14 protein-coding genes, 4 tRNA genes and 1 pseudogene are annotated in these 19,259 nt (G+C 68.4%); 12 read left to right on the top strand and 7 right to left on the bottom strand.

Features of this window, described 5'->3' with window-relative positions; genetic code table 11:
- Nucleotides 1-114: 114 nt before the first annotated feature.
- Nucleotides 115-870: a glycerophosphoryl diester phosphodiesterase gene (locus tag FHR97_RS17345; protein WP_183385055.1), complete on the bottom strand. Its 756-nt coding sequence runs from the start codon at nt 868-870 to the stop codon at nt 115-117.
- 164 nt (nt 871-1,034) lie between these two features.
- On the opposite strand from FHR97_RS17345, the gene FHR97_RS17340 reads away from it, so the two are divergent.
- Complete coding sequence (locus FHR97_RS17340; RefSeq protein ID WP_183385054.1) at nt 1,035-1,607, top strand: hypothetical protein; 573 nt, start codon at nt 1,035-1,037, stop codon at nt 1,605-1,607.
- 10 nt (nt 1,608-1,617) lie between these two features.
- Here the strand turns inward: FHR97_RS17340 and azu are convergent, their stop codons facing one another.
- A complete protein-coding gene (azu, locus tag FHR97_RS17335) occupies nt 1,618-2,082 on the bottom strand; it encodes an azurin (RefSeq protein ID WP_183385053.1) in 465 nt (154 codons plus the stop codon).
- Nucleotides 2,083-2,262: 180 nt separating this feature from the next.
- Between azu and FHR97_RS17330 the strand changes: the two genes are divergently transcribed.
- Nucleotides 2,263-3,240 (top strand): NADPH:quinone reductase, encoded by a 978-nt coding sequence (locus tag FHR97_RS17330; RefSeq protein ID WP_183385052.1) that lies wholly within the window; start codon nt 2,263-2,265, stop codon nt 3,238-3,240.
- Between the two features lie 22 nt (nt 3,241-3,262).
- On the opposite strand, the gene FHR97_RS17325 is transcribed toward FHR97_RS17330, so the two are convergent.
- A complete protein-coding gene (locus FHR97_RS17325; RefSeq protein WP_343065621.1) occupies nt 3,263-4,180 on the bottom strand; it encodes a MurR/RpiR family transcriptional regulator in 918 nt (305 codons plus the stop codon).
- A 228-nt stretch (nt 4,181-4,408) separates the two neighbouring features.
- Between FHR97_RS17325 and FHR97_RS17320 the strand changes: the two genes are divergently transcribed.
- From FHR97_RS17320 to FHR97_RS17305, 4 genes are all read left to right on the top strand, one after another.
- Nucleotides 4,409-5,215: an enoyl-CoA hydratase/isomerase family protein gene (locus tag FHR97_RS17320; protein WP_183385050.1), complete on the top strand. Its 807-nt coding sequence runs from the start codon at nt 4,409-4,411 to the stop codon at nt 5,213-5,215.
- Between the two features lie 58 nt (nt 5,216-5,273).
- Nucleotides 5,274-7,466 carry an acetate--CoA ligase family protein gene (locus FHR97_RS17315; protein WP_183385049.1) on the top strand — a complete coding sequence of 731 codons (2,193 nt, stop codon included), beginning with the start codon at nt 5,274-5,276 and terminating at the stop codon, nt 7,464-7,466.
- A complete protein-coding gene (locus tag FHR97_RS17310) occupies nt 7,463-8,269 on the top strand; it encodes an enoyl-CoA hydratase-related protein (protein ID WP_183385048.1) in 807 nt (268 codons plus the stop codon). The genes FHR97_RS17315 and FHR97_RS17310 overlap by 4 nt, the downstream gene beginning before the upstream one ends.
- A gap of 131 nt (nt 8,270-8,400) precedes the next feature.
- Nucleotides 8,401-10,254, top strand: coding sequence for an SLC13 family permease (locus tag FHR97_RS17305; RefSeq protein ID WP_183385047.1), 1,854 nt, complete (start codon nt 8,401-8,403; stop codon nt 10,252-10,254).
- Between the two features lie 117 nt (nt 10,255-10,371).
- Here FHR97_RS17305 and FHR97_RS17300 read toward each other — a convergent pair whose 3' ends face one another.
- From FHR97_RS17300 to betI, 4 genes are all read right to left on the bottom strand, one after another.
- Complete coding sequence (locus FHR97_RS17300) at nt 10,372-12,819, bottom strand: acyl-CoA dehydrogenase (protein ID WP_183385046.1); 2,448 nt, start codon at nt 12,817-12,819, stop codon at nt 10,372-10,374.
- Between the two features lie 141 nt (nt 12,820-12,960).
- The gene (gene betA / locus FHR97_RS17295) at nt 12,961-14,652 is read right to left on the bottom strand and encodes a choline dehydrogenase (RefSeq protein WP_183385045.1); all 1,692 of its coding nucleotides are present in this window, start codon (nt 14,650-14,652) and stop codon (nt 12,961-12,963) included.
- 110 nt (nt 14,653-14,762) lie between these two features.
- Entirely contained in the window at nt 14,763-16,247 is a 1,485-nt protein-coding gene (betB, locus tag FHR97_RS17290) for a betaine-aldehyde dehydrogenase (RefSeq protein ID WP_183385044.1), read from the bottom strand.
- Between the two features lie 11 nt (nt 16,248-16,258).
- The gene (gene betI / locus FHR97_RS17285; RefSeq protein ID WP_183385043.1) at nt 16,259-16,894 is read right to left on the bottom strand and encodes a transcriptional regulator BetI; all 636 of its coding nucleotides are present in this window, start codon (nt 16,892-16,894) and stop codon (nt 16,259-16,261) included.
- Nucleotides 16,895-17,109: 215 nt separating this feature from the next.
- Between betI and FHR97_RS20410 the strand changes: the two are divergent.
- The 6 genes and pseudogenes from FHR97_RS20410 to FHR97_RS17260 form a co-directional block, all read left to right on the top strand.
- A pseudogene (locus FHR97_RS20410) lies at nt 17,110-17,229 on the top strand (glycine/betaine ABC transporter substrate-binding protein); the annotation flags it as partial.
- An 85-nt stretch (nt 17,230-17,314) separates the two neighbouring features.
- Nucleotides 17,315-17,391, top strand: a tRNA-Met gene (locus tag FHR97_RS17280).
- A gap of 132 nt (nt 17,392-17,523) precedes the next feature.
- Nucleotides 17,524-17,599 (top strand) — tRNA-Asn (locus tag FHR97_RS17275).
- Nucleotides 17,600-17,640: 41 nt separating this feature from the next.
- Nucleotides 17,641-17,716: transfer RNA gene (locus FHR97_RS17270), tRNA-Asn, on the top strand.
- 46 nt (nt 17,717-17,762) lie between these two features.
- Nucleotides 17,763-17,838: transfer RNA gene (locus FHR97_RS17265), tRNA-Asn, on the top strand.
- Between the two features lie 154 nt (nt 17,839-17,992).
- Nucleotides 17,993-19,134, top strand: a protein-coding gene (locus tag FHR97_RS17260) for an IS3 family transposase (RefSeq protein ID WP_246404116.1) whose coding sequence is annotated in 2 segments (ribosomal slippage) — nt 17,993-18,254 and nt 18,254-19,134 — 1,143 coding nt in all. Because the reading frame shifts where the segments join, the coding sequence is not laid out codon by codon here.
- Nucleotides 19,135-19,259 lie beyond the last annotated feature (125 nt).

Here is a 19,259-nt window from a genome sequence, read left to right as displayed (position 1 = left end):
GCCTCGACGCGGTCGACACCGCCGTGGACCACGCCACTCACCGGGAGCAGGAGTGCGAGCGTCTGGCCGACGGCCTGGCGGCGAGCCTGGATATGGCCACCGGCGAGGCGCTGGTCAGCCACCCGGGCCGGCCACGTTGAAGACGCCGGGGTCGTCGCTGATCACCGCGTCCACGCCCCAGTCCCAGCGCGGGGCGAAGCTCGCCGGATCGTTGGCCGTGTAGCAGACCAGGGCGAGGCCCGCGCCCTTGATGGCCCGGGCGCGGGCCTCGCTCAGGCGCTTCCACTTGGCGTGGACGCTGAACGCCTCGAGGGCCCGGCAGCGGCGCTCCCAGTCCCGGGGCACCCGGTCGAACAGCAGGCCCAGGGCCAGCGCCTCGCCCCGGCCGAGGCGCCGGCAGTGGGCGAGGGCCGTGGCGTCGAAGGACGACAGCAGGCACCGCTCCGGGGGCAGGGCGTCCAGGACCCGCGGCACCACCACCTCGGCCAGGGCCTGGGGGGCATGGCCGCGGTTCACCTTGAGCTCGAGGTTGGCGCCCATGCCGAGCGCGGCCAGCAGCACCAGCATCTCCTCCAGGGTGGCCAGGGGCTCGCCGGCGAAGGCCGGGTCGAACCAGCCGCCGGCATCGAGGTGCTGGACCTGGGCGAGGGTCAGGTCGGCCAGCCGGCCGCGGCCGTCGCTGCAGCGCTTGAGGTCCCGGTCGTGCCAGATCACCGGGGTATCGTCGCCGAGCAGCTGGACGTCCAGTTCCACCCAGGAGATACCGGCGTCATGGGCCGCGCGCACCGCGGCCAGGGTGTTCTCCGGGGCCCGCGCGGAGAGCCCGCGGTGGGCGATCAGGCGGGGCAGGGCGAGGTCGGGATGAGGCATGGGCGTCCTTGTCGTCATGGCCGGGGAAGGCATAGCGCCAATCGCCATAGCCTACCTCGAACACTGGCCGCCCCGGGAGTCCGACGAACGAATATGCTAGGCTGCGCGATTTCGTTCCCGGTGCCGTGGGCCGGGAGTTGGGCGCTACAGCAGAGGAGCCGTCGATGCGAGTCGTGAATATCAAGAACGAGGCACAGCGCGAGGCTTGCCTGGCGCGGCTGTGCGCCGAGGTCTATGGTCACCAGGCCGGCATCGCGCCGCTGGCGACCTTCGCCGGGGTGCTGGGGGTGCTGGTCGAGCAGGAGGCGGCGCGGATGGTGGCGCTGGTCGATGGCCAGTCCCGGCCGGTCGCCCTGGCGCTGCTGGTGCTGGACGAGGCGGGCGTGGGCATGACCGTCATGCAGCTGGCGGAGCTTGCCAGCGACGCCGTGGAAGCCCCGGCCCAGCGCCTGGTCGGCGAGCTTGCCCTGCGCGCCCCGCTGCGGGTCGACGCGGTCAGCGAGACCCAGGAGGCTCGCTTCCGCCGGGCGGGTATCACGCGCTGGTTTCAGGGTCAGCAGGGCGTGCGTATCGGCCTCTCGGCCAAGCACCCGGCCACCGGTCTCGATGACTTGCCGCGGACCCTGACGGTGGACGAAGGCTCCATCGTGCAGTCCTTCAAGCAGGATCGGGCCCTGTTCGACGACTACAAGCAACGCTTCGTGCGCGGTCTGGAATCTTTCCCCGCCTCCCTGTGAGGCGGGACCGTCAGTCCTCGCGAACGCTGAAGGTCCCGTTCATGGCGACATAGTGCCCGGGGAAGGAGCAGAAGAATGTCAGCTCGCGGCCGGCCAGCCCCTCGGTGGAGAAGGTGATGGTGGTGCTCTCGCCGCCACCGATCACCTCCGTGCTGGCCAGCACGCGGGGATCGTCCGCCGGCAGATAGTCGTTCTCCAGGCCCTCGTTCATGCCGGCCTTGGCCACCTCCTCATAGTCCTCGGTCGCCGTGAGTACCCAATTGTGGCCCATCGCGTCGGCTGCCATCCGGCCGCTGTGCTCCAGGGTCAGGGTGACCTCCCCGCAACTGGCCGGGACGCTCAGCGCGTCGGTGTCGAACTGCATCCGGTCGTTGCTCTCGATCGTCAGCCGACAGGCGTCGTCCTCGGCCATGGCCGGCGTGGCGGCGAGGGTGGCGGCCAGGGCGGTGGTGATCAGCATCCAGGGCATCTTCATGCGGATTCTCCAGGTTGTCGTCATTTTAATGGTTTATGTGTATACACTTTTTGATTCTTTGGTAAACACCTGGCGTTGTCAAGGTACCGCCTTGCGCCGCTCCCGGCCCGACGCTTGACCCCGGCGAGTCGGGGCGCTTGACTGGGCGTCTCTTCCGTCAGCGGCATAAGGACGTCCAGCATGGCCAAGCGTATCCAGTTCGCCCGCACCGGCGGGCCCGAGGTCCTCGAGTTCGTCGAGGTCGCGCCCACCGAGCCCGGGCCCGGCGAGGTCACGGTAAAGAACCAGGCGGTGGGCCTGAACTTCATCGACATCTACTTCCGCACCGGCCTCTACCCGGCGCCCGGCCTGCCCTCCGGGCTCGGTACCGAGGGGGCGGGGACCGTCGAGGCCGTGGGCGAGGGCGTCGAGCATCTGGCGGTGGGCGATCGCGTCGCCTACGCCCAGGGGCCCCTGGGGGCCTATGCCGAGCTGCACACCCTGCCGGCGGAGAAGGTGGTGGCCCTGCCCGACGACATCGATTGCGAGACCGCGGCGGCGTCGATGCTCAAGGGCCTGACGGTCCAGTACCTGTTGCGCCAGACCTACCCCCTGCAGGGCGGCGAGACCATCCTCTTCCACGCCGCCGCCGGGGGCGTCGGCTCCATTGCCTGCCAGTGGGCCAGGGCGCTTGGCGTCAAGCTGATCGGGACCGTGAGCTCGCCCGAGAAGGCGGCCCTGGCCGAGAAGAACGGCGCCTGGGCGACCATCGACTACACCCGAGAGGACGTGGTCGAGCGGGTCCGCGAGCTGACCGGCGGCGAGATGTGCGACGTGGTCTACGATTCGGTGGGCAAGGACACCTGGGAGCTGTCCCTGGATTGCCTCAAGAAGCGCGGGCTGATGGTCAGCTTCGGCAATGCCTCGGGACCGGTGGAGGGGGTCAACATCGGCATCCTCAACCAGAAGGGCTCGCTCTATGTCACCCGGCCAAGCCTCAATGGCTATGCCGATACCCGCGAGCGGCTCGAGTCGATGGCCATCGACCTCTTCGACATGCTCCAGAGCGGCCAGGTCACCATCGACATCGCCCAACGCTACCCGCTGGCCGAGGCCGGCAAGGCCCAGGAGGCCCTGCAGGGCCGCCGAACGACCGGGTCGACCATCCTGATACCCTAGCCTCGGCGACGGGGGTCTTCCCTCACTGGTTCTCCACATAGGCGCCCATGTCGCGCATCCGCGACTCGAAGCGGGCGACGTTGTCGACCAGGTCGTTCGGGCCGAAGGCCACGCACTCCGCGAGGATGGCCTCGATCAGGGTGATCGCCGAGAGGATTGATGGGAAGAAGTGCGGCGTGGCATTGGCCACAGTGAAGGTGATGTCCGCGCCGGGCACCAGGGGCGAGCGCATGGTATCGGTGATGACGATGGGCGAGACCCCGGCGGCCCGGGTGATCTCGAGGGCCCGCATGGTCTCGGCGCAGTAGGGCTCGAAGCCGAACAGCACCACCACGTCGCCCTCGCCGAAGGCGGCCAGCTCGGTGAGCAGGCCGCCCTCCAGCCCGCGCACCAGGTGGACATTGGGCATGGCGATGCGGCCCACGTAGGCGAAGTGGTAGGCGCAGGCGAAGGTGTCGCGAAAGCCCACCACCGCGACCTTCTCGGCGGCCAGGATGCGCCGGGCGGCATCCCGTACCCGGGCCTGGTTGTCGGCGGTGAACAGCCGGCCGATGTTGTCGAAGGCGGCATCGCCGACATCCAGGAACACCTGGTCATCGGTCTGGCTGGCCAGGGTGCGCAGCTGGCTGGCCCGCCCGGAGAGTTCCACCGGCCCGGCCTGGACGGCCGCCTGGAAGACCTCGCGGAACTGCTCGTAGCTCTCGAAGCCCAGGCGCTTGGCCAGCCGCATCAGCGTGGACGGCGTCACCTCGGCGGCGGCGGCGGTCTTGCGGATCGACTGCAGGGCGATCTCCACCGAGTGTTCCAGCACATAGCCGGCGGCCACCTTCAGCTGGGGGCTCAACTCCGGATAGATCTCCGCCAGTTGCTGGTTCACCGTATCCAGGCCCTCGGGCGCCGGCTGTGCGCCCACCGGGTTCAGGCTGTCCTGTTCCAGCACGCTGTTCTCCTTATCGGGTTTCCCGCGAACGACGGGCGCATTGTACCCAGGCGCGACCACGGGTTGAAACAAATGTGTCCTTTCGCCAAAAAAGGAGAGACGATCGTGTTGACCTCGCGGGAAGGAGTCCACTAGCATGGCGCGACAACACATACGTGTCATGTGTTTTGTCAGGCGGCACGTTTGTTGCGAGCTTCGTCCATCCTCCCGCCAGGAAGCATCGACCCCATGAGCCATGCTGCCAAGCCCCCCCGCTACGAGACCTTGATCACCGAACGCCACGGCCAGGTGATGGAAATTCGCTTCAACCGTCCCCACCGGCTCAATGCCGTGGTCGAGGCACTCTACACCGAACTGCTCCAGGCCCTGTCCGAGGCCGAGGCCGACGAGGATGTGAGGGCCGTCATCCTCACCGGCGAGGGCCGGGCCTTCTGCGTCGGGGCCGACATGAAGGAGCATGGCGGCGCCAAGCGCTCCCTCTACCAGCGCCGCCAGTACCTGCAGCTGGGCAATGACGTCTGCGAGGCGATCCAGCGTCATCCTCTGCCGGTGATCGCGGCGGTGAACGGCTATGCCCTGGGGGCGGGGGCCGAAATGGCGGTCTCCTGCGACTTCATCCTGATGGCCCAGGACGCCCAGATCGGCTTCCCCGAGACCAGCATCGGCACCTGCGTGGGGGGCGGCGTCTCCAAGCTCCTGCCCCAGCTGGTCGGTCTCAACATGGCCCGCCAGCTGCTGTTCACCGGCCGGCGCATCGACGGCGAGGAGGCTACCCGCATCGGCCTGGCGACCTCCCACTGGACCGACGACGCCCTGCTCGGCGAGGCGCATCGCCTGGCCGACCAGCTGGCCAAGCAGGCGCCGGTGTCGATCGCCATGCTCAAGCGGCTGGTCAACCAGGGCAGCGACACCGGCCTGGACAGCCAGCTGCAGCAGGAGCTGGATGCCGTCTTCACCTGCTCCACCACCGCCGACTGGCAGGAGGGCGTCGACGCCTTCGCCGAGAAGCGCGCGCCGCAGTTCAAGGGCCACTGAGTCTCTCCCGTTCCGGATCGTCCCCGTCAACGACCACCCAGAGGTCAAGGTCAGCTCCATGAATCCCATCGAAGGACACCTTCCCACCCGCAGCCCACTGCATGACATCCTGGCCCCTACCGGCATCGCCGTGATCGGCGCCTCCTCGGACCCCACCAAGCGGGGCTACAAGGCGATGGTGGGCCTGATCAAGGACGGCTACCGCGGCGAGATCTACCCCGTGAACCCCAAGGCCGACATGATCCTCGGGGTCAAGGCCTGGCCCTCGGTGACATCGATTCCCGGTAACCCGCAGCTGGCGCTGATCTGCACGCCGGCGGCCACGATGCCGGACCTGATCGCCGAGTGCGGCCGGCGCGGCATCAAGGGCGCGGTGATACTGGCCAGCGGCTTCGCCGAGGTCGGGGGCGAGGGGGCCGCGCTCGAGCGCGAGATGATGGCCAAGGCCGAGGCCCACGGGGTGCGGATCATCGGCCCCAACACCTCGGGCGTGTTCAACCTGCACCACCGGATCAACCTGCTGGCCCTGGACAACGTCAAGCCCGGGGGCGTCGGCATCATCTCCCAGTCGGGCAACATGCTGCTGTCGCTGGCCCTGGAGGCCCAGCACAATGGCCATGTGGGCTTCTCCACCTATGTGGGGCCCGGCAACCAGAGCGACATCGGCTTCAACGACTACCTGCGCTACCTGGGCGAGGACGAGCACACCCGGGTCGCCACCCTCTACGTGGAAGGCTTCCGCGACGGGCGCAAGTTCCTCGAGGTGGCCCGGGAGGTCACCGCCATGAAGCCGGTGGTGGTCTACAAATCCGGCTCCACCGAGCTTGGCCAGAAGGCGGCCAGCTCCCACACCGGGGCCCTGGCCGGCAGCTATGCGATGACCGTCGACCTGTTGCGCCAGTCCGGCGTCAGCGTGGTGCAGTATTCCGACGAGATCCTGCCGGTGGCCGAGGGCCTGGGCCTGCTGCAGAAGGCCCGCGGCAAGCGGGTGGCGGTGATCTCCGACGGTGGCGGCCAGGCGACCATCGCCTCCGACCGCCTGGCCGAGGCCGGCCTGGAACTCGCCGAGCTCTCGGACGCCACCCGGGCCCAACTGCGCGAGGTGCTCTTCCCCCAGGCCTCCACCGTCAACCCGGTGGACGTCGCCGGCTCCACCGATGCCAATCCCTCGCTGCTCGCCACCTGCATGGAGATCGTCGCCGCCGACGACAACGTCGACAGCGTCTTCCTGGTGGGCATGTTCGGCGGCTACAGCATCCGCTTCGCCGAGTCGCTGCTGGGCGACGAGATGCGCGGCGCCGAGGCGATGGTGGACCTGGCCAACGCCACCGAGAAGCCGCTGGTGATCTACAGCCTCTATACGCCGATCAAGCCGCCGGCGCTGCGGCGCCTGCACGAGGCGGGCCTGCCGGTCTATGCCTCCATCGAGCATGCCGTGCGCGTGCTCGCGGCGCTGGGCGACCGCGGCCAGCACCTGATCCAGTACCACAGCCACGCCCGGGCGGCGGCGGTCGAGCCGCTCCCGGCGCTCGATGCCATGTTCCGCCAGGCCAAGGCCGAGGGGCGCGACCTGCTCGAGTACGAGGCCAAGCGACTGCTGCGCGACCATGGCGTGGCGGTGCCCCTGGAACGGGTGGTGCGCAGCGAGGTCGAGCTCGTCGAGGCGGCAGGGCGCTTCGGCGACACGCCGTTGGCCATGAAGGTCGTCTCCCGGGATATCCTGCACAAGTCCGACGCCGGGGGGGTCAGGCTCGGCCTGGTGGGCGAAGCGGCGCTGCGCCAGGCTCGCGAGGCGATCCTCGCCTCCTGCCGCGCCTATGACCCCGACGCCGCGATCGAGGGCGTGCTGGTGGCGCCCATGGCGAAGAAGGGGGCGGAGGTGATCATCGGCGTGATCCGCGACCCGATCTTCGGCCCGGTGCTGATGTTCGGCCTGGGTGGCGTCTTCGTCGAGATCCTGGAGGACGTGGCCTTCCGCGCCATCCCGCTCTCCCGCCATGACGCCCGCAGCATGGTCGACCAGCTCAAGGCCAGGAAGGTCCTCGAGGGCGCGCGCGGCGAGGCGGCCGTGGACAAGGAGTCGCTGGTGGACCTGCTGCTCCAGATCTCGAGCATCGTCGAGGCCTATCCCGACCTCAAGGAACTCGACCTCAACCCGGTGATCGTCAACGCCGACGGCTATGCGGTGGTCGATGCCCGTGTCATCGTCGATCGAGATACCGATGCGTCCCACAAGGAAGCCCACCGATGAGCGTGACCCAACCGCAACTGACCGATGCCCATCTTTCCCTGGAGGAAGGGGTGGCGACCCTGACCCTGGACCGTCATGACGTCCGCAATGCCCTGACCGGGACCGCCCTGGTCGACGACATCGTCGCCGTGGCCGACTGGGTGAATGCCTGTGACGCGGTCTCGGTGCTGGTGATCACCGGCGCAGGCTCGGCCTTCTCCGCCGGTGGCAACGTCAAGGACATGGCCCAGCGCGGCGGCGACTTCGCCGGCGACGTCGCCGAGGTGGCCGCCCGCTACCGCCGTGGCATCCAGCGCATCCCGCTGGCCCTGCAGGACGTGGAGGTGCCGATCATCGCCGCGGTCAACGGACCCGCCATCGGCGCCGGCTTCGACCTGGCCAACATGGCGGACATCCGCATCGCCTCGCGCAAGGCGAAGTTCGGCGAGACCTTCCTCAACCTGGGGATCATCCCCGGCGACGGCGGCGCCTGGTTCCTGCAGCGCCTGATCGGCTATCAGCGCGCCTTCGAGCTGACGCTCTCCGGGCGGGTGATCGATGCCGAGCAGGCCCGCGAGTACGGCATCGTGCTCGAGGTGACCGAGCCAGAGGCCCTGATCGCGCGGGTCGGCGAGCTGGCCGGACAGATCGCCGTCCAGCCGCCCAAGGCGACCCGCCTGACCAAGCGGCTGATGAAGATGGGCGGCCGCATGGAGCTGCCCGACTTCCTCGACCTCTGTGCGACCTTCCAGGGCATGTGCCACAACGAGCCCGAGCACCTGGACGCCGTCAACGCCATGCTGGAGACGATGGCCAAGAAGTGAGTCCCTGCGCAGGCCCTCCGCGACACCCGGCCAGGCGCCGGGTGTCGCGTGTCCGGAAGCAGGAAAGACTGGATTTTCCGGCCCGCGGCTGGTGTGCTGGAGGCATCGTGCCGGTACAGGGAGTGCGCCACATGGCCGACAGCACCCAGGTGTTCCTGGTTCTCGGAGCGACGCTCGCGGCCTTCGTCTGGGGGCGCTTCCGCTACGACCTGGTGGCGCTGGCCGCGCTCCTGACCTCGGTGCTGCTGGGCCTGGTCCCCACCGGCGAGGCCTTCCTCGGCTTCGGCCATCCCGCCGTGATCACCGTGGCCGCGGTGCTGGTGCTCAGCCGCGGCTTCGAACGCTCGGGGCTCGTCGACCTGATCGCCGAGCAGGCCCTCAAGGTCGGCGACCGGCTGATCCTGCAGGTGCTGGTGCTCACCGCGACCGTGCTGGTGCTGTCCGGGGTGATGAACAACGTCGGCGCCCTGGCGCTGATGTTGCCGGTGGCGATCCGCATGGCCCGGGAGCACGACAGCCCGCCCTCGCTGTTGCTGATGCCGCTGGCCTTCGGGTCGCTGCTCGGCGGGCTGACGACCCTGATCGGCACCCCGCCCAATATCATCATCTCCAGCTATCGTGGCAGCGTCGGTGGCGAGGCCTTCGGCATGTTCTCCTTCTTTCCCGTCGGCGCCAGCGTGGCCCTGGCCGGCCTGGCGTTCATCGTGCTGGTGGGCTGGCGCCTGGTGCCCCAGCGGGCCGGCAAGGCCTCCCTCGATGCGATGTTCGACACCGCCCACTACCTGGTGGAGCTGCGCGTCCCCGAGGACGGCAAGGCGGTGGGCTGGTCGCTGCGTGACCTGCACCACGCCCTGGAAGAGACCATCCCGGTGCTGGCGGTGGTGCGCGGCGACAAGCGCCAGGCCGGCCATGCCTTCCACGGTACGCTGCGCGAGAACGATATCCTGCTGGTGGAAGCCGGCCCCGAGGAGATGAAGCTGATCGAGGACAAGGCGGGGCTGGTGGTCGGCCCCGAACCGCCGCCGGACGACGAGGCGGAGGCGAGCGAGGAAGCGGCGTCGCCTCGCGAGGCCGAAACGGGGCAGGGGGGTACCGCGGACGCGGACCGGCCCACACCGGTGGACACCGAGGGCCTGCAACTGGTGGAGGCGGTGGTGCGCAACGATTCCATGATGATCCATCGCACCGTCACCCAGCTTCGCCTGCACAACCAGTTCGGCCTGCACCTGGTGGCGGTGGCCCGGGACGGTGGCCGCCTCAACCAGCGCCTGCGGGATATCCGTTTCCGGGCCGGGGATGTGCTACTGCTGCAGGGCGGCGAGGGCGAGATCGGCGAGAGCCTCACCACCCTGGGCTGTCTGCCACTGGCCAGCCGCAACCTGACCCTGGGCCAGCCCCGGATGCTGATGGTCTCGGTGGGCATCTTCGCGGTGGCGGTCATCGCCATGGTGCTGAACCTGCTGCCCTCGGCGGTGGCCCTCACCGGAGCCGCCCTGGTGTCGATGATGGTGGGCGTGCTGTCGCTGCGCGAGGCCTACCAGGCCATCGATGGCCCGGTGATCGTCCTGCTGGGGGCCATGATCCCGGTGGGCCAGGCGCTGGAGACCAGCGGCGGGGCCGGCTTGATCGCCGAGGCGCTGCTGGCGCTGGGCAGTGAGTGGCCGATGGTGGCCACCCTGGTGGGGCTGTTCCTGATCTGCACGCTGCTCTCCAATGTGGTCAACAACGCCGCGGCGGCGCTGTTGATGGCGCCCATCGCGGCGAGCCTCGCCGAGGGCTTCGAGGCCTCCCTGGACCCCTTCCTGATGGTGGTGGCGATCAGCGCCTCCTGCGCCTTCCTCACCCCCATCGGCCATCAGTCCAACACCCTGGTGATGGGGCCCGGTGGCTACCGCTTCGGCGACTACTGGAGGCTGGGGCTGCCGCTGTCGCTGGTGGTGATGGCGGTGGCGATCCCGATGATCCTGATCGTCTGGCCGCTGTAGGTGTGAGGGGCAAGGTGTAAGGAGTGAGGGGCAAGGTGTAAGGAGTGAGGGGCGAGGAGCCCGGCGTGATTCCAGCCGGCCTTCACTCCTCACCCATAACGCCTCACCCCTTACTCCCTATGCTGGATGGTGGCGCAGTACCTTGGACTTGTCGGTGACGAAGGCGTCGTAATCGAAGTCGTCCACGGTCAGCATGTCCAGCACCTCGGCCTCCCGCTGACGCATGAAGGCGGCATCGTCCTCGTCGATGATGCCCGCCTCCAGCGCCGCCTCCACGCGCTGCTCTGGGTGCAGGGCCTCCGCCGGCAGCTCGCCCCTGGCGTAGGCCTTGTTGACCGTGCGGTAGAGGTCCTCGGCGCGCTCCTGGGTGGCCAGCAGGGCGTTGTAGCGGGCCAGCGGATTGTCCTGGGGCCCGTCGTCGACGTCCCAGGTGTTGGCCAGCAGCTTGTGGCGCAGGGCGCTGTCCCGGGACATGGCCTGGGCAATGCGGCGGGTCAGGTCATCGTGGGGGCGCGACCAGCGGCGGCCCCGCGGCATCACCAGCAGGCGCAGTCCCCGGCCCAGGGCGCGGTTCGGCAGGTTGTCGAAGAGCTCATCGAAGGCCTGCTCGGTGCGATGCAGCAGGAAGCGGGCGGCATAGTCCAGCACGGTGGCCTCGTCCTCCACCTGGTCGCCCTCCTGCCACTGCTTGAGCAGCATGCTGGCCAGGTACAGGTTGGAGAGCACATCGCCGAGGCGCGCCGAGAGCATCTCGCGCTGCTTGAGCTGGGAACCCAGGCTCGCCATGGCGGCATCGGCGGCGAGGCCGAAGCCGGCGGAAAGCCGGGTAATCTCGCGGGCATAGGGGGCGGCGACGGCATCGAAGGGCACCGCGGCCTGGCCGAGCCCCAGGCCCCGGGTCAGGGCGCGGGCGGCATTGCCGAAGATCAGCCCGGCATGGCCGAAGAAGGCCCGGTCGAAGGCCGCCGGGTCATCGGCGTCCTTGGCGGCCAGCTCCTCGAGCACATAGGGATGACAGCGGATGGCTCCCTGGCCGAAGATCATCAGGTTGCGGGTCATGATGTTGGCGCCCTCGACGGTGATGGCCACCGGGTTGGCGCTGTAGCCGATGCCGAGGTAGTTGCGCGGCCCCAGGGTGACCGCCTTGCCGCCGTGAATGTCCATGGCGTCGGCCAGGGTCATACGCTGGAACTCGGTGAGCTGGCTCTTGAGGATCGCCGAGGGCACCGCCGGCTTCTCGCCATGGTCGATGGTGTTGGCGGTCTGGAAGACGGCGGCCTGGGCGATATAGGTCAGGGCGGTCATCCGTGCCAGGGGCTCCTGGACGCCCTCCATCTCGGCCACCGGCACGTTGAACTGGCGGCGGATCCGGGCGAAGCCGCCGGTCCAGCCCAGGGCGTAGCGGGCGATGCCGGTGGCGCCGGAGGGCAGGGTGATGCAGCGGCCGATGGACAGGCACTCCACCAGCATCCGCCAGCCCTGGCCGATCATCTCCTCGCCGCCGATGATGGTGGACAGCGGCACGAAGACGTCCCGGCCCTTGATCGGGCCGTTGAGGAAGGGGCTGCCGATGGGATGGTGGCGGCGGCCGATCTCCATGCCTGTGGTGTCCCGGGGGATCAGCGCCAGGGTGATGCCGCGGTCGGCCTCGTCGCCGAGCAGGTGGTCCGGGTCGAACAGCCGGAAGGCCAGGCCCACCACGGTGGCGATGGGCGCCAGGGTGATCCAGCGCTTCTCGAAATTCAGCCTGAGCCCCAGGACCTCCTCGCCGTCGATGACCTGCTTGCACACCACGCCGGTGTCCGGCAGGGCGGTGGCGTCGGATCCGGCGCGGGGGCCGGTCAGGCCGAAGCAGGGGATCTCGCGGCCATCGGCCAGGCGCGGCAGGTAGTGGTCCTTCTGTGCCTGGGTGCCGTACTTGAGCAGCAGCTCCCCTGGCCCCAGGGAGTTGGGCACGCCCACGGTGACCATCAGCATCTCGCTGATCGACAGCTTCTGCAGCACCGTGGACTGGGCCTTGGCCGAGAAGCCCAGGCCGCCGTATTCCCTGGGGATGATCATGCCGAAGAAGCGCTCCCGCTTGAGGTAGTCCCACAGCTCCTGGGGCAGGTCGGCGCGCTCCCGGGCGATGTCCCAGGCGTTGCACATGCCGGCGGCCACGCCGCACTGGTGGTCGACGAAGGCGCGTTCCTCGTCGGTGAGCCCGTCGTCGCCGAACGCCAGCAGGCGATCCCAGTCGGGCCGGCCGGTGAACAGCTCGCGGTCCCAGGCCACGCTGCCGGCCTCCAATGCGGTACGCTCGGTATCCGAGACCGTCGGCGCGACCCGCTTGAACAGCGCGAACACCCGGGGGCTCAGCCAGCGTCGGCGCAGGGCGGGCAGGCCGCAGGCGGCGATGGCCGCGGCGACGATCAGCAGCAGCGTGCCGAGGATCGCCGCGCCGGCGACCAGGCCGACGAGGCCGAGCCCCGCGGTCACGGCCAGCGCGGGCAGGGCACCCGCCTCCCGGCGCATCACGATGAGCAGGCCGGTGACGGCCAGCGCGAGCAGGATCAGGGTCAGCATGGAGGGCTCCGTCGAATTCGAACACTTGTTTGAATCCCTTCAGCCTAGCGCAAGAATCGCCGCCTGACCACCACCGGAGCCGGCGGTGTTACCAACGCAAACGCCCCGCGCGAGGCGGGGCGTAGGGAGGGAGCCGGGTGGTCAGCTCAGGAGGCGCATCGGCTCGCGCTGGGAGGGGGCATCACCCGCCACGTAGTAGGGGGCGTCGCTTCGCGGCAGCGGCTCCCGGCCGCGGATCTTGTCGGCCATCTTCTCGGCCAGCATGATCGTCGGCGCGTTGAGGTTGCCGGTGGGGATCACCGGGAACAGCGAGGCATCGACCACCCTCAGGCCTTCCAGGCCATGGACCCGGCCGGCGCCGTCGACCACGGCGTCGTCCCCCTCGCCCATGCGGCAACTGCCGCAGGGGTGATAGGCGGTCTCGGCGTGCTCGCGGACGAAGGCGTCCAGCTCGGCGTCGGTCTGGACGTCCGGCCCCGGCGAGATCTCCCGGCCGCGGTACTCGTCGAAGGCCGGCTGGGCGATGATCTCGCGGGTCAGGCGGATGGCGTCGCGGAACTCCTGCCAGTCCTTCTCGGTGGACATGTAGTTGAACAGGATGCTGGGCGCGGCCTTGGGGTCCCGGGAGGTCAGGCGCACGCGTCCCTCGCTCTCGGAGCGCATGGAGCCGACGTGGGCCTGGAAGCCGTGGGCCTGCACCGCGCTCTTGCCGTTGTAGCTGATGGCGATGGGCAGGAAGTGGTACTGCAGGTTGGGCCACTCCTCCTCGTCGCGCGAGCGGATGAAGCCCGCCGCCTCGAACTGGTTGCTGGCCCCCACGCCGCTGCCCAGGAACATCCACTCGGCGCCGATCTTCGGCTGGTTGTACCACTTGAGTGCCGGGTACAGCGAGATCGGCTGCTTGCACTCGTACTGGATGTACATCTCCAGGTGATCCTGAAGGTGCTGCCCCACATTCTCGTTGACCTGCACGGCCTCGATGCCGAACTCGTCGAGCACGTCCTTCGGGCCCACGCCGGAGCGCTGCAGGATCTGCGGCGAGGCGATGGCGCCGGCGCACAGCAGCACCTCGCGGCGGGCCTTGACCTCCTGGCTCTGGCCGCGACGCGCGTAGCGCACGCCGGTGGCCCGCTTGCCCGCGAAGGTGATGACATCGGTGGTGGCGCGGGTCTCGATGGTCAGGTTGGGGCGCGGCTTGGCCTGGTCGAGGTAGCCGCGGGCCGTGGAGGCGCGCCGACCGTTCGGGGTGACGAAGCGGTCCATGGGACCGAAGCCTTCCTGCTGGTAGCCGTTGACGTCCTCGGTGGCCGGGTAGCCGGCCTGCTGCCCTGCCTCAATGAAGGCATGGTACAGCGGATTGTTGCCCTCCTTCGGCGTGGTCACGCTGACCGGGCCGTCGCCGCCGTGGTAGGCGTTGGGGCCGATGTCGCGGGTCTCGGCCTTGCGGAAGTAGGGCAGGCAGTCGGCGTAGGTCCAGTCCTCGAGGCCGGCCCGCCTGGCCCAGCCGTCGTAGTCCAGGGCGTTGCCGCGGATGTAGCACATGCCGTTGATCAGCGAGGAGCCGCCCAGGCCCTTGCCGCGACCGCATTCCATGCGACGGCCGTCCATGTGCGGCTCCGGGTCGGTCTCGAAGGCCCAGTTGTAGCGCTTGCCCTGCAGCGGATAGGCCAGGGCCGCCGGCATCTGGGTGCGGAAGTCGAAGCGATGGTCTGGGCCGCCGGCCTCGAGCAGCAGCACGCTGACGTCCGGGTCCTCGGTGAGGCGGGTGGCCAGGACGTTGCCGGCGGAACCGGCGCCGATGATGACGTAATCGAATTCACGGGACTGCGACATGGAGCCTCCCTGAAAAAAGCAAAAGGATCTCGCCGACGAGGCGCCGGGGCGCTCGTCGATCGGGGCGCGGGTGCGAGACCCGCGCCCGGGTAACGGTCGTGGCAGGGGGCTTAGAACACCGACTCGAAGGGCCCCATCTCGACCTGCACCGACTTGGTCTGGGTGTAGTGGGCCAGGGTCTCGACGCCGTTCTCGCGGCCCACCCCGGACTGCTTGTAGCCGCCCACCGGCATCTCGGCCGGGGACTCGCCCCAGGTGTTGACCCAGCAGATGCCGGCCTCCAGGCGCTGGATGACCCGGTGGGCGCGGTTCAGGCCCTCGGTGAAGACGCCGGCGGCCAGGCCGTAGACGGTGTCGTTGGCGCGGCGGATGACCTCCTCCTCGTCGTCGAAGGCGAGGATCGACATCACCGGACCGAAGATCTCCTCGCACACGATGCGCATCTCGTCGCGGCAGTCGGTGAACACCGTGGGCGCGGCCCAGGCCCCGGCGGCCCAGTCGATACCGGAGTCATCGCCCTGGTCCCAGGCCTCGCCACCGGCCAGCACCCGGGCGCCTTCCTGCTTGCCCACGGCGATGTAGGAGAGCACCTTCTCCTGGTGCTCGAAGCTGACCAGGGGGCCGAAGTTGACCGCCGGATCCAGCGGGTCGCCGGCCTTGATGCGGGCCACGCGCTCGGCGATCTTTTCCTCGAAGGCTTCCTTGACGCCGCGGGCCACGAACACCCGGGTGCCGTTGGTGCAGATCTGCCCGCTGGAGTAGAAGTTGGCCATCATGGCGGCGTCCGCGGCGCGGTCCAGGTCGGCGTCGTCGAAGACGATCAGCGGCGACTTGCCGCCGAGTTCCATGGTCACGTCCTTGAGGCTGGACGCCGCGGAGGCGGACATCACCTTCTTGCCGGTGCCCACCTCGCCGGTGAAGGACACCTTGTCGATGCCGGCGTGGCCGGTGAGCAGCTGGCCGACACGGCCGTCGCCGTGCACCACGTTGAAGACGCCGTCGGGCAGGCCGGCCTCGGTGAAGATCTCGGCCAGCGCCATCACGGTCAGCGGGGTGACCTCGCTGGGCTTGAAGACCACGGCGTTGCCGGCGGCCAGCGCCGGGGCCGACTTCCAGCAGGCGATCTGGAGCGGGTAGTTCCAGGCGCCGATGGCGCCGATCACGCCCAGCGGCTCGCGGCGGGTATAGACGAAGGAGGACTCGCGCAGCGGGATCTGGCTGCCCTCGATGGCCGCGGCCAGGCCGGCGTAGTACTCGAGCACGTCGGCGCCGGTGACGATGTCCACCGCGGCGGTCTCGCTGATCGGCTTGCCGGTGTTGCGGCTCTCCAGCTCGGCGATCGCGTCGTTGCGCTCCCGGAGCAGCGCCACGGCGCGCTGCAGGATGCGCCCGCGCTCCATGCCGGTCATGGCCGCCCAGGCCTGCTGGCCACGGCGTGCCGCGGCGACGGCGGCGTCCACGTCCGCCTCGCTGGCCTGCTGGACCTCGGCCAGGGTGCTGCCGTCGAAGGGATTGACGACCGGGAAGGTCTCGCCGGAGGTGGCATCCACCCGGCGGCCGTCGATGTAGAGGGTTTCGGTAGCGTGGTGGGTCATGGGACCTCCAGTCAGGACTCGGTTGAGACGGGGTGGGGTGTCGTCGGTGCCGTGGCCACGCCGTGGGCGTGGAGCAGCTGGTCGAGGTATTCCCGGGCCAGGCGCCGGGCACGGTCGGTGTCCAGCCCCTCGGGGGTGAGGGCGCCGCGCAGCCACAGGCCGTCGATCATCGCGGCCAGCGCCCGGGCCGCATCCCGGGCTTCCTCGCGGGGCAGCAGGCGACGCAGCAGGTGGCAGAGATTGGCGTAGAGGCGGCGGTCGTTGACCTGCTGCAGGCGCTGCAGCTGCGGCTGGTGCATGCTGCTGGCCCAGAAGGCCAGCCAGGTCTTGGCCACCGGGCCGGTGACCTGGGAGCGATCGAAGTTGCCATCGATGATCGCCGCCAGGTGCGCCTCGGGGGCGTTCGTCGCCAGGGCCCGGCGGCGGGCGGTGACGGCCTCGCCCAGGTCGCTGAGGATCTGGCGCATCGTGGCCTCCAGCAAGCCATCCTTGCCGCCGAAGTAATGACTGATGATCCCGGCGGAGACACCGGCATGACGGGCGATGCGCATCACGGTGGCATCGGCCAGGCCGACCTCGTCGATGGCCGCCATGGTAGCCTTGATCAGCTGCTGGCGACGGATGGGCTCCATTCCGACCTTGGGCACCTCGCTGACTCCTCTCTCGGCGTTCGTCTTGCTTCCATGCCCGGGAGCATGGTTACTATGATCATAGCCTGCCATTTTTTTATTGAACGTTCAATCAATAAAAGTGATCGGCAGCCGGCAGGGGCCCAAACCCTGCCTATACTCAACGTCCAACCCAGGGGAGGCATGTCGATGAACGAGATGACCGTGGGCCTGGCAACCGCCGCGCTTTCGCTCCCCGCGACGCCGCCCGGGACTACCTCCAGTCCCATCCGCCGGTGCTCGAGGGCGTCACCACCCGCGACGGCGAGCCGGGCCTGCCGGCGGTGAAGGAGGCGCTGTCCATCGAGGAGTGAGGTCGGGCACGGCGGGCTTGCCATGGGGCGAGCCGCCGTGCATAATCCCCACCCGTCGCTCGGGCCACGCCCGTGAGACGAAAATGGCTACGTAGCTCAGCTGGTTAGAGCACATCACTCATAATGATGGGGTCCCCTGTTCGAATCAGGGCGTAGCCACCAGGACAGCACGAGACGCCCGCTTGGCCCTTGGTCGAGCGGGCGTCTTGCGTTGTGTGTCGGCTCAGGGCGGAAGGCGGAGACACTTGACGTTTACAAGCCGATCCGTATACTACGCCCCGTGCTCGAGGCCATTCCCCGATAGCTCAGTTGGTAGAGCAAATGACTGTTAATCATTGGGTCGCAGGTTCGAGTCCTGCTCGGGGAGCCAGCTTCGTCCCAGAGCATCGAGCACAGAGGTAACCAGGTCATTCCCCGATAGCTCAGTTGGTAGAGCAAATGACTGTTAATCATTGGGTCGCAGGTTCGAGTCCTGCTCGGGGAGCCACCTTTCCTGCCAGATGTTTCTCGCCCGTTCCGGGCCAGCACACCATTCCCCGATAGCTCAGTTGGTAGAGCAAATGACTGTTAATCATTGGGTCGCAGGTTCGAGTCCTGCTCGGGGAGCCATCGATTTCAGGCACTTACCATTGCCTTCTTGCCTTCTTGCCTTCCCGGATTTCCTTGCGTGAGGTCAGGACACGTTCAGCCTGCGCAAAACTGAAGTGGTCCAATTGGAGCGGACACCCCGATAAGCCTCATAATAGAGGCAATGGAGGTGTTCATGACCAAGAAGACTCGACGTCGGTATTCCGATGAATTCAAGGCGGATGCGGTGAGCCTGGTGACCGAGCAGGGGTATTCCGTATCCGAGGCCGCCCGGCGCCTGGGGGTTGACCGTAGCCTGTTGGACCGTTGGTGCCGCAAGCACCGTCAACAGACTTCAGACGCCTCGAGCCAGCTAGCGGATGATCGCGACGCCGAGATCAAGAAGCTCCGCGAAGAAGTTCGTAAGCTTCAGCTTGAAAAGGATATTCTAAAAAAGGCGGCGGCCTTCTTCGCCAAAGAGTCGAGCTGAGATACCAGTTCATCGAGTCGGAGAAGGCCACCTATCCCGTGGCCTTGCTATGTCGGGTCATGCAGGTCAGCCGGAGTGGTTTCTATGCCTGGCGACGGCGTGGCCCTGATGACCACCGTCAGGCCCTGCTCCGCGAGGTCAGAGAGCTCCATCGCCGGAAGCGCGGTAGCTACGGCAGCCGCCGCATGGCCAAAGAGCTGCGACGTCGCGGCTACGAGGTCGGCCGTTACCAGGTCCGCAGCCTGATGCGGGAAGCCGGCGTAGCGGCACGGCAGCGGCGACGCTGGCGCCATACGACCGACAGTCAACACACCCTGCCGGTGGCGCCCAACCTGCTGAACCGCCAGTTCACGGTGGCGGAGCCGAACCGGGTCTGGGTGGCCGATATCACGGCGATCTGGACGCTGGAAGGATGGCTCTATCTGGCGGCGGTGCTCGACCTCCACGACCGGCAGTTGGTGGGCTGGGCAATGGCGGACCACATGCGCACGCAGTTGGTACTGGACGCCCTGGAAGTGGCCGTGGGCCGCCGGCAGCCCGAGAAAGGACTGATACATCACAGCGACCGCGGCAGCCAGTATGCGTCGCATGACTACCGATCCACGCTGGATCGGCACGCGTTCCAGGCCTCGATGAGCCGCAAGGGAAACTGCTGGGACAATGCCGTCATGGAGCGCTTCTTCGGCTCACTGAAAAGCGAGTGGCTGGCGGGTCAGCGATACTGGAGCCGCCAGGCAGCACGGCGTGACGTCGTCGAATACATCGAGATGGAGTACAACAGCTGCCGACTCCACTCGACCCTGGGCTACCAGACGCCGAGGGAGATCGAACTGGCCGCTGCGGCTTGAAAATGTGTCCGCTCTCACTTGACCAGAACAAGCACAGCTGGTCGCTGATCAAGGACATCGTCTCGCCGCCCCAGACGATGGGTCGGCCAAGGCGGGATGATCGCCAGGTCTTGAACGGCATCTTC

Origin of the sequence: Halomonas stenophila (assembly GCF_014192275.1) — a bacterium.
Taxonomy (GTDB): domain Bacteria; phylum Pseudomonadota; class Gammaproteobacteria; order Pseudomonadales; family Halomonadaceae; genus Halomonas; species Halomonas stenophila.
This window is presented reverse-complemented; position numbering and strand designations above follow the sequence as displayed.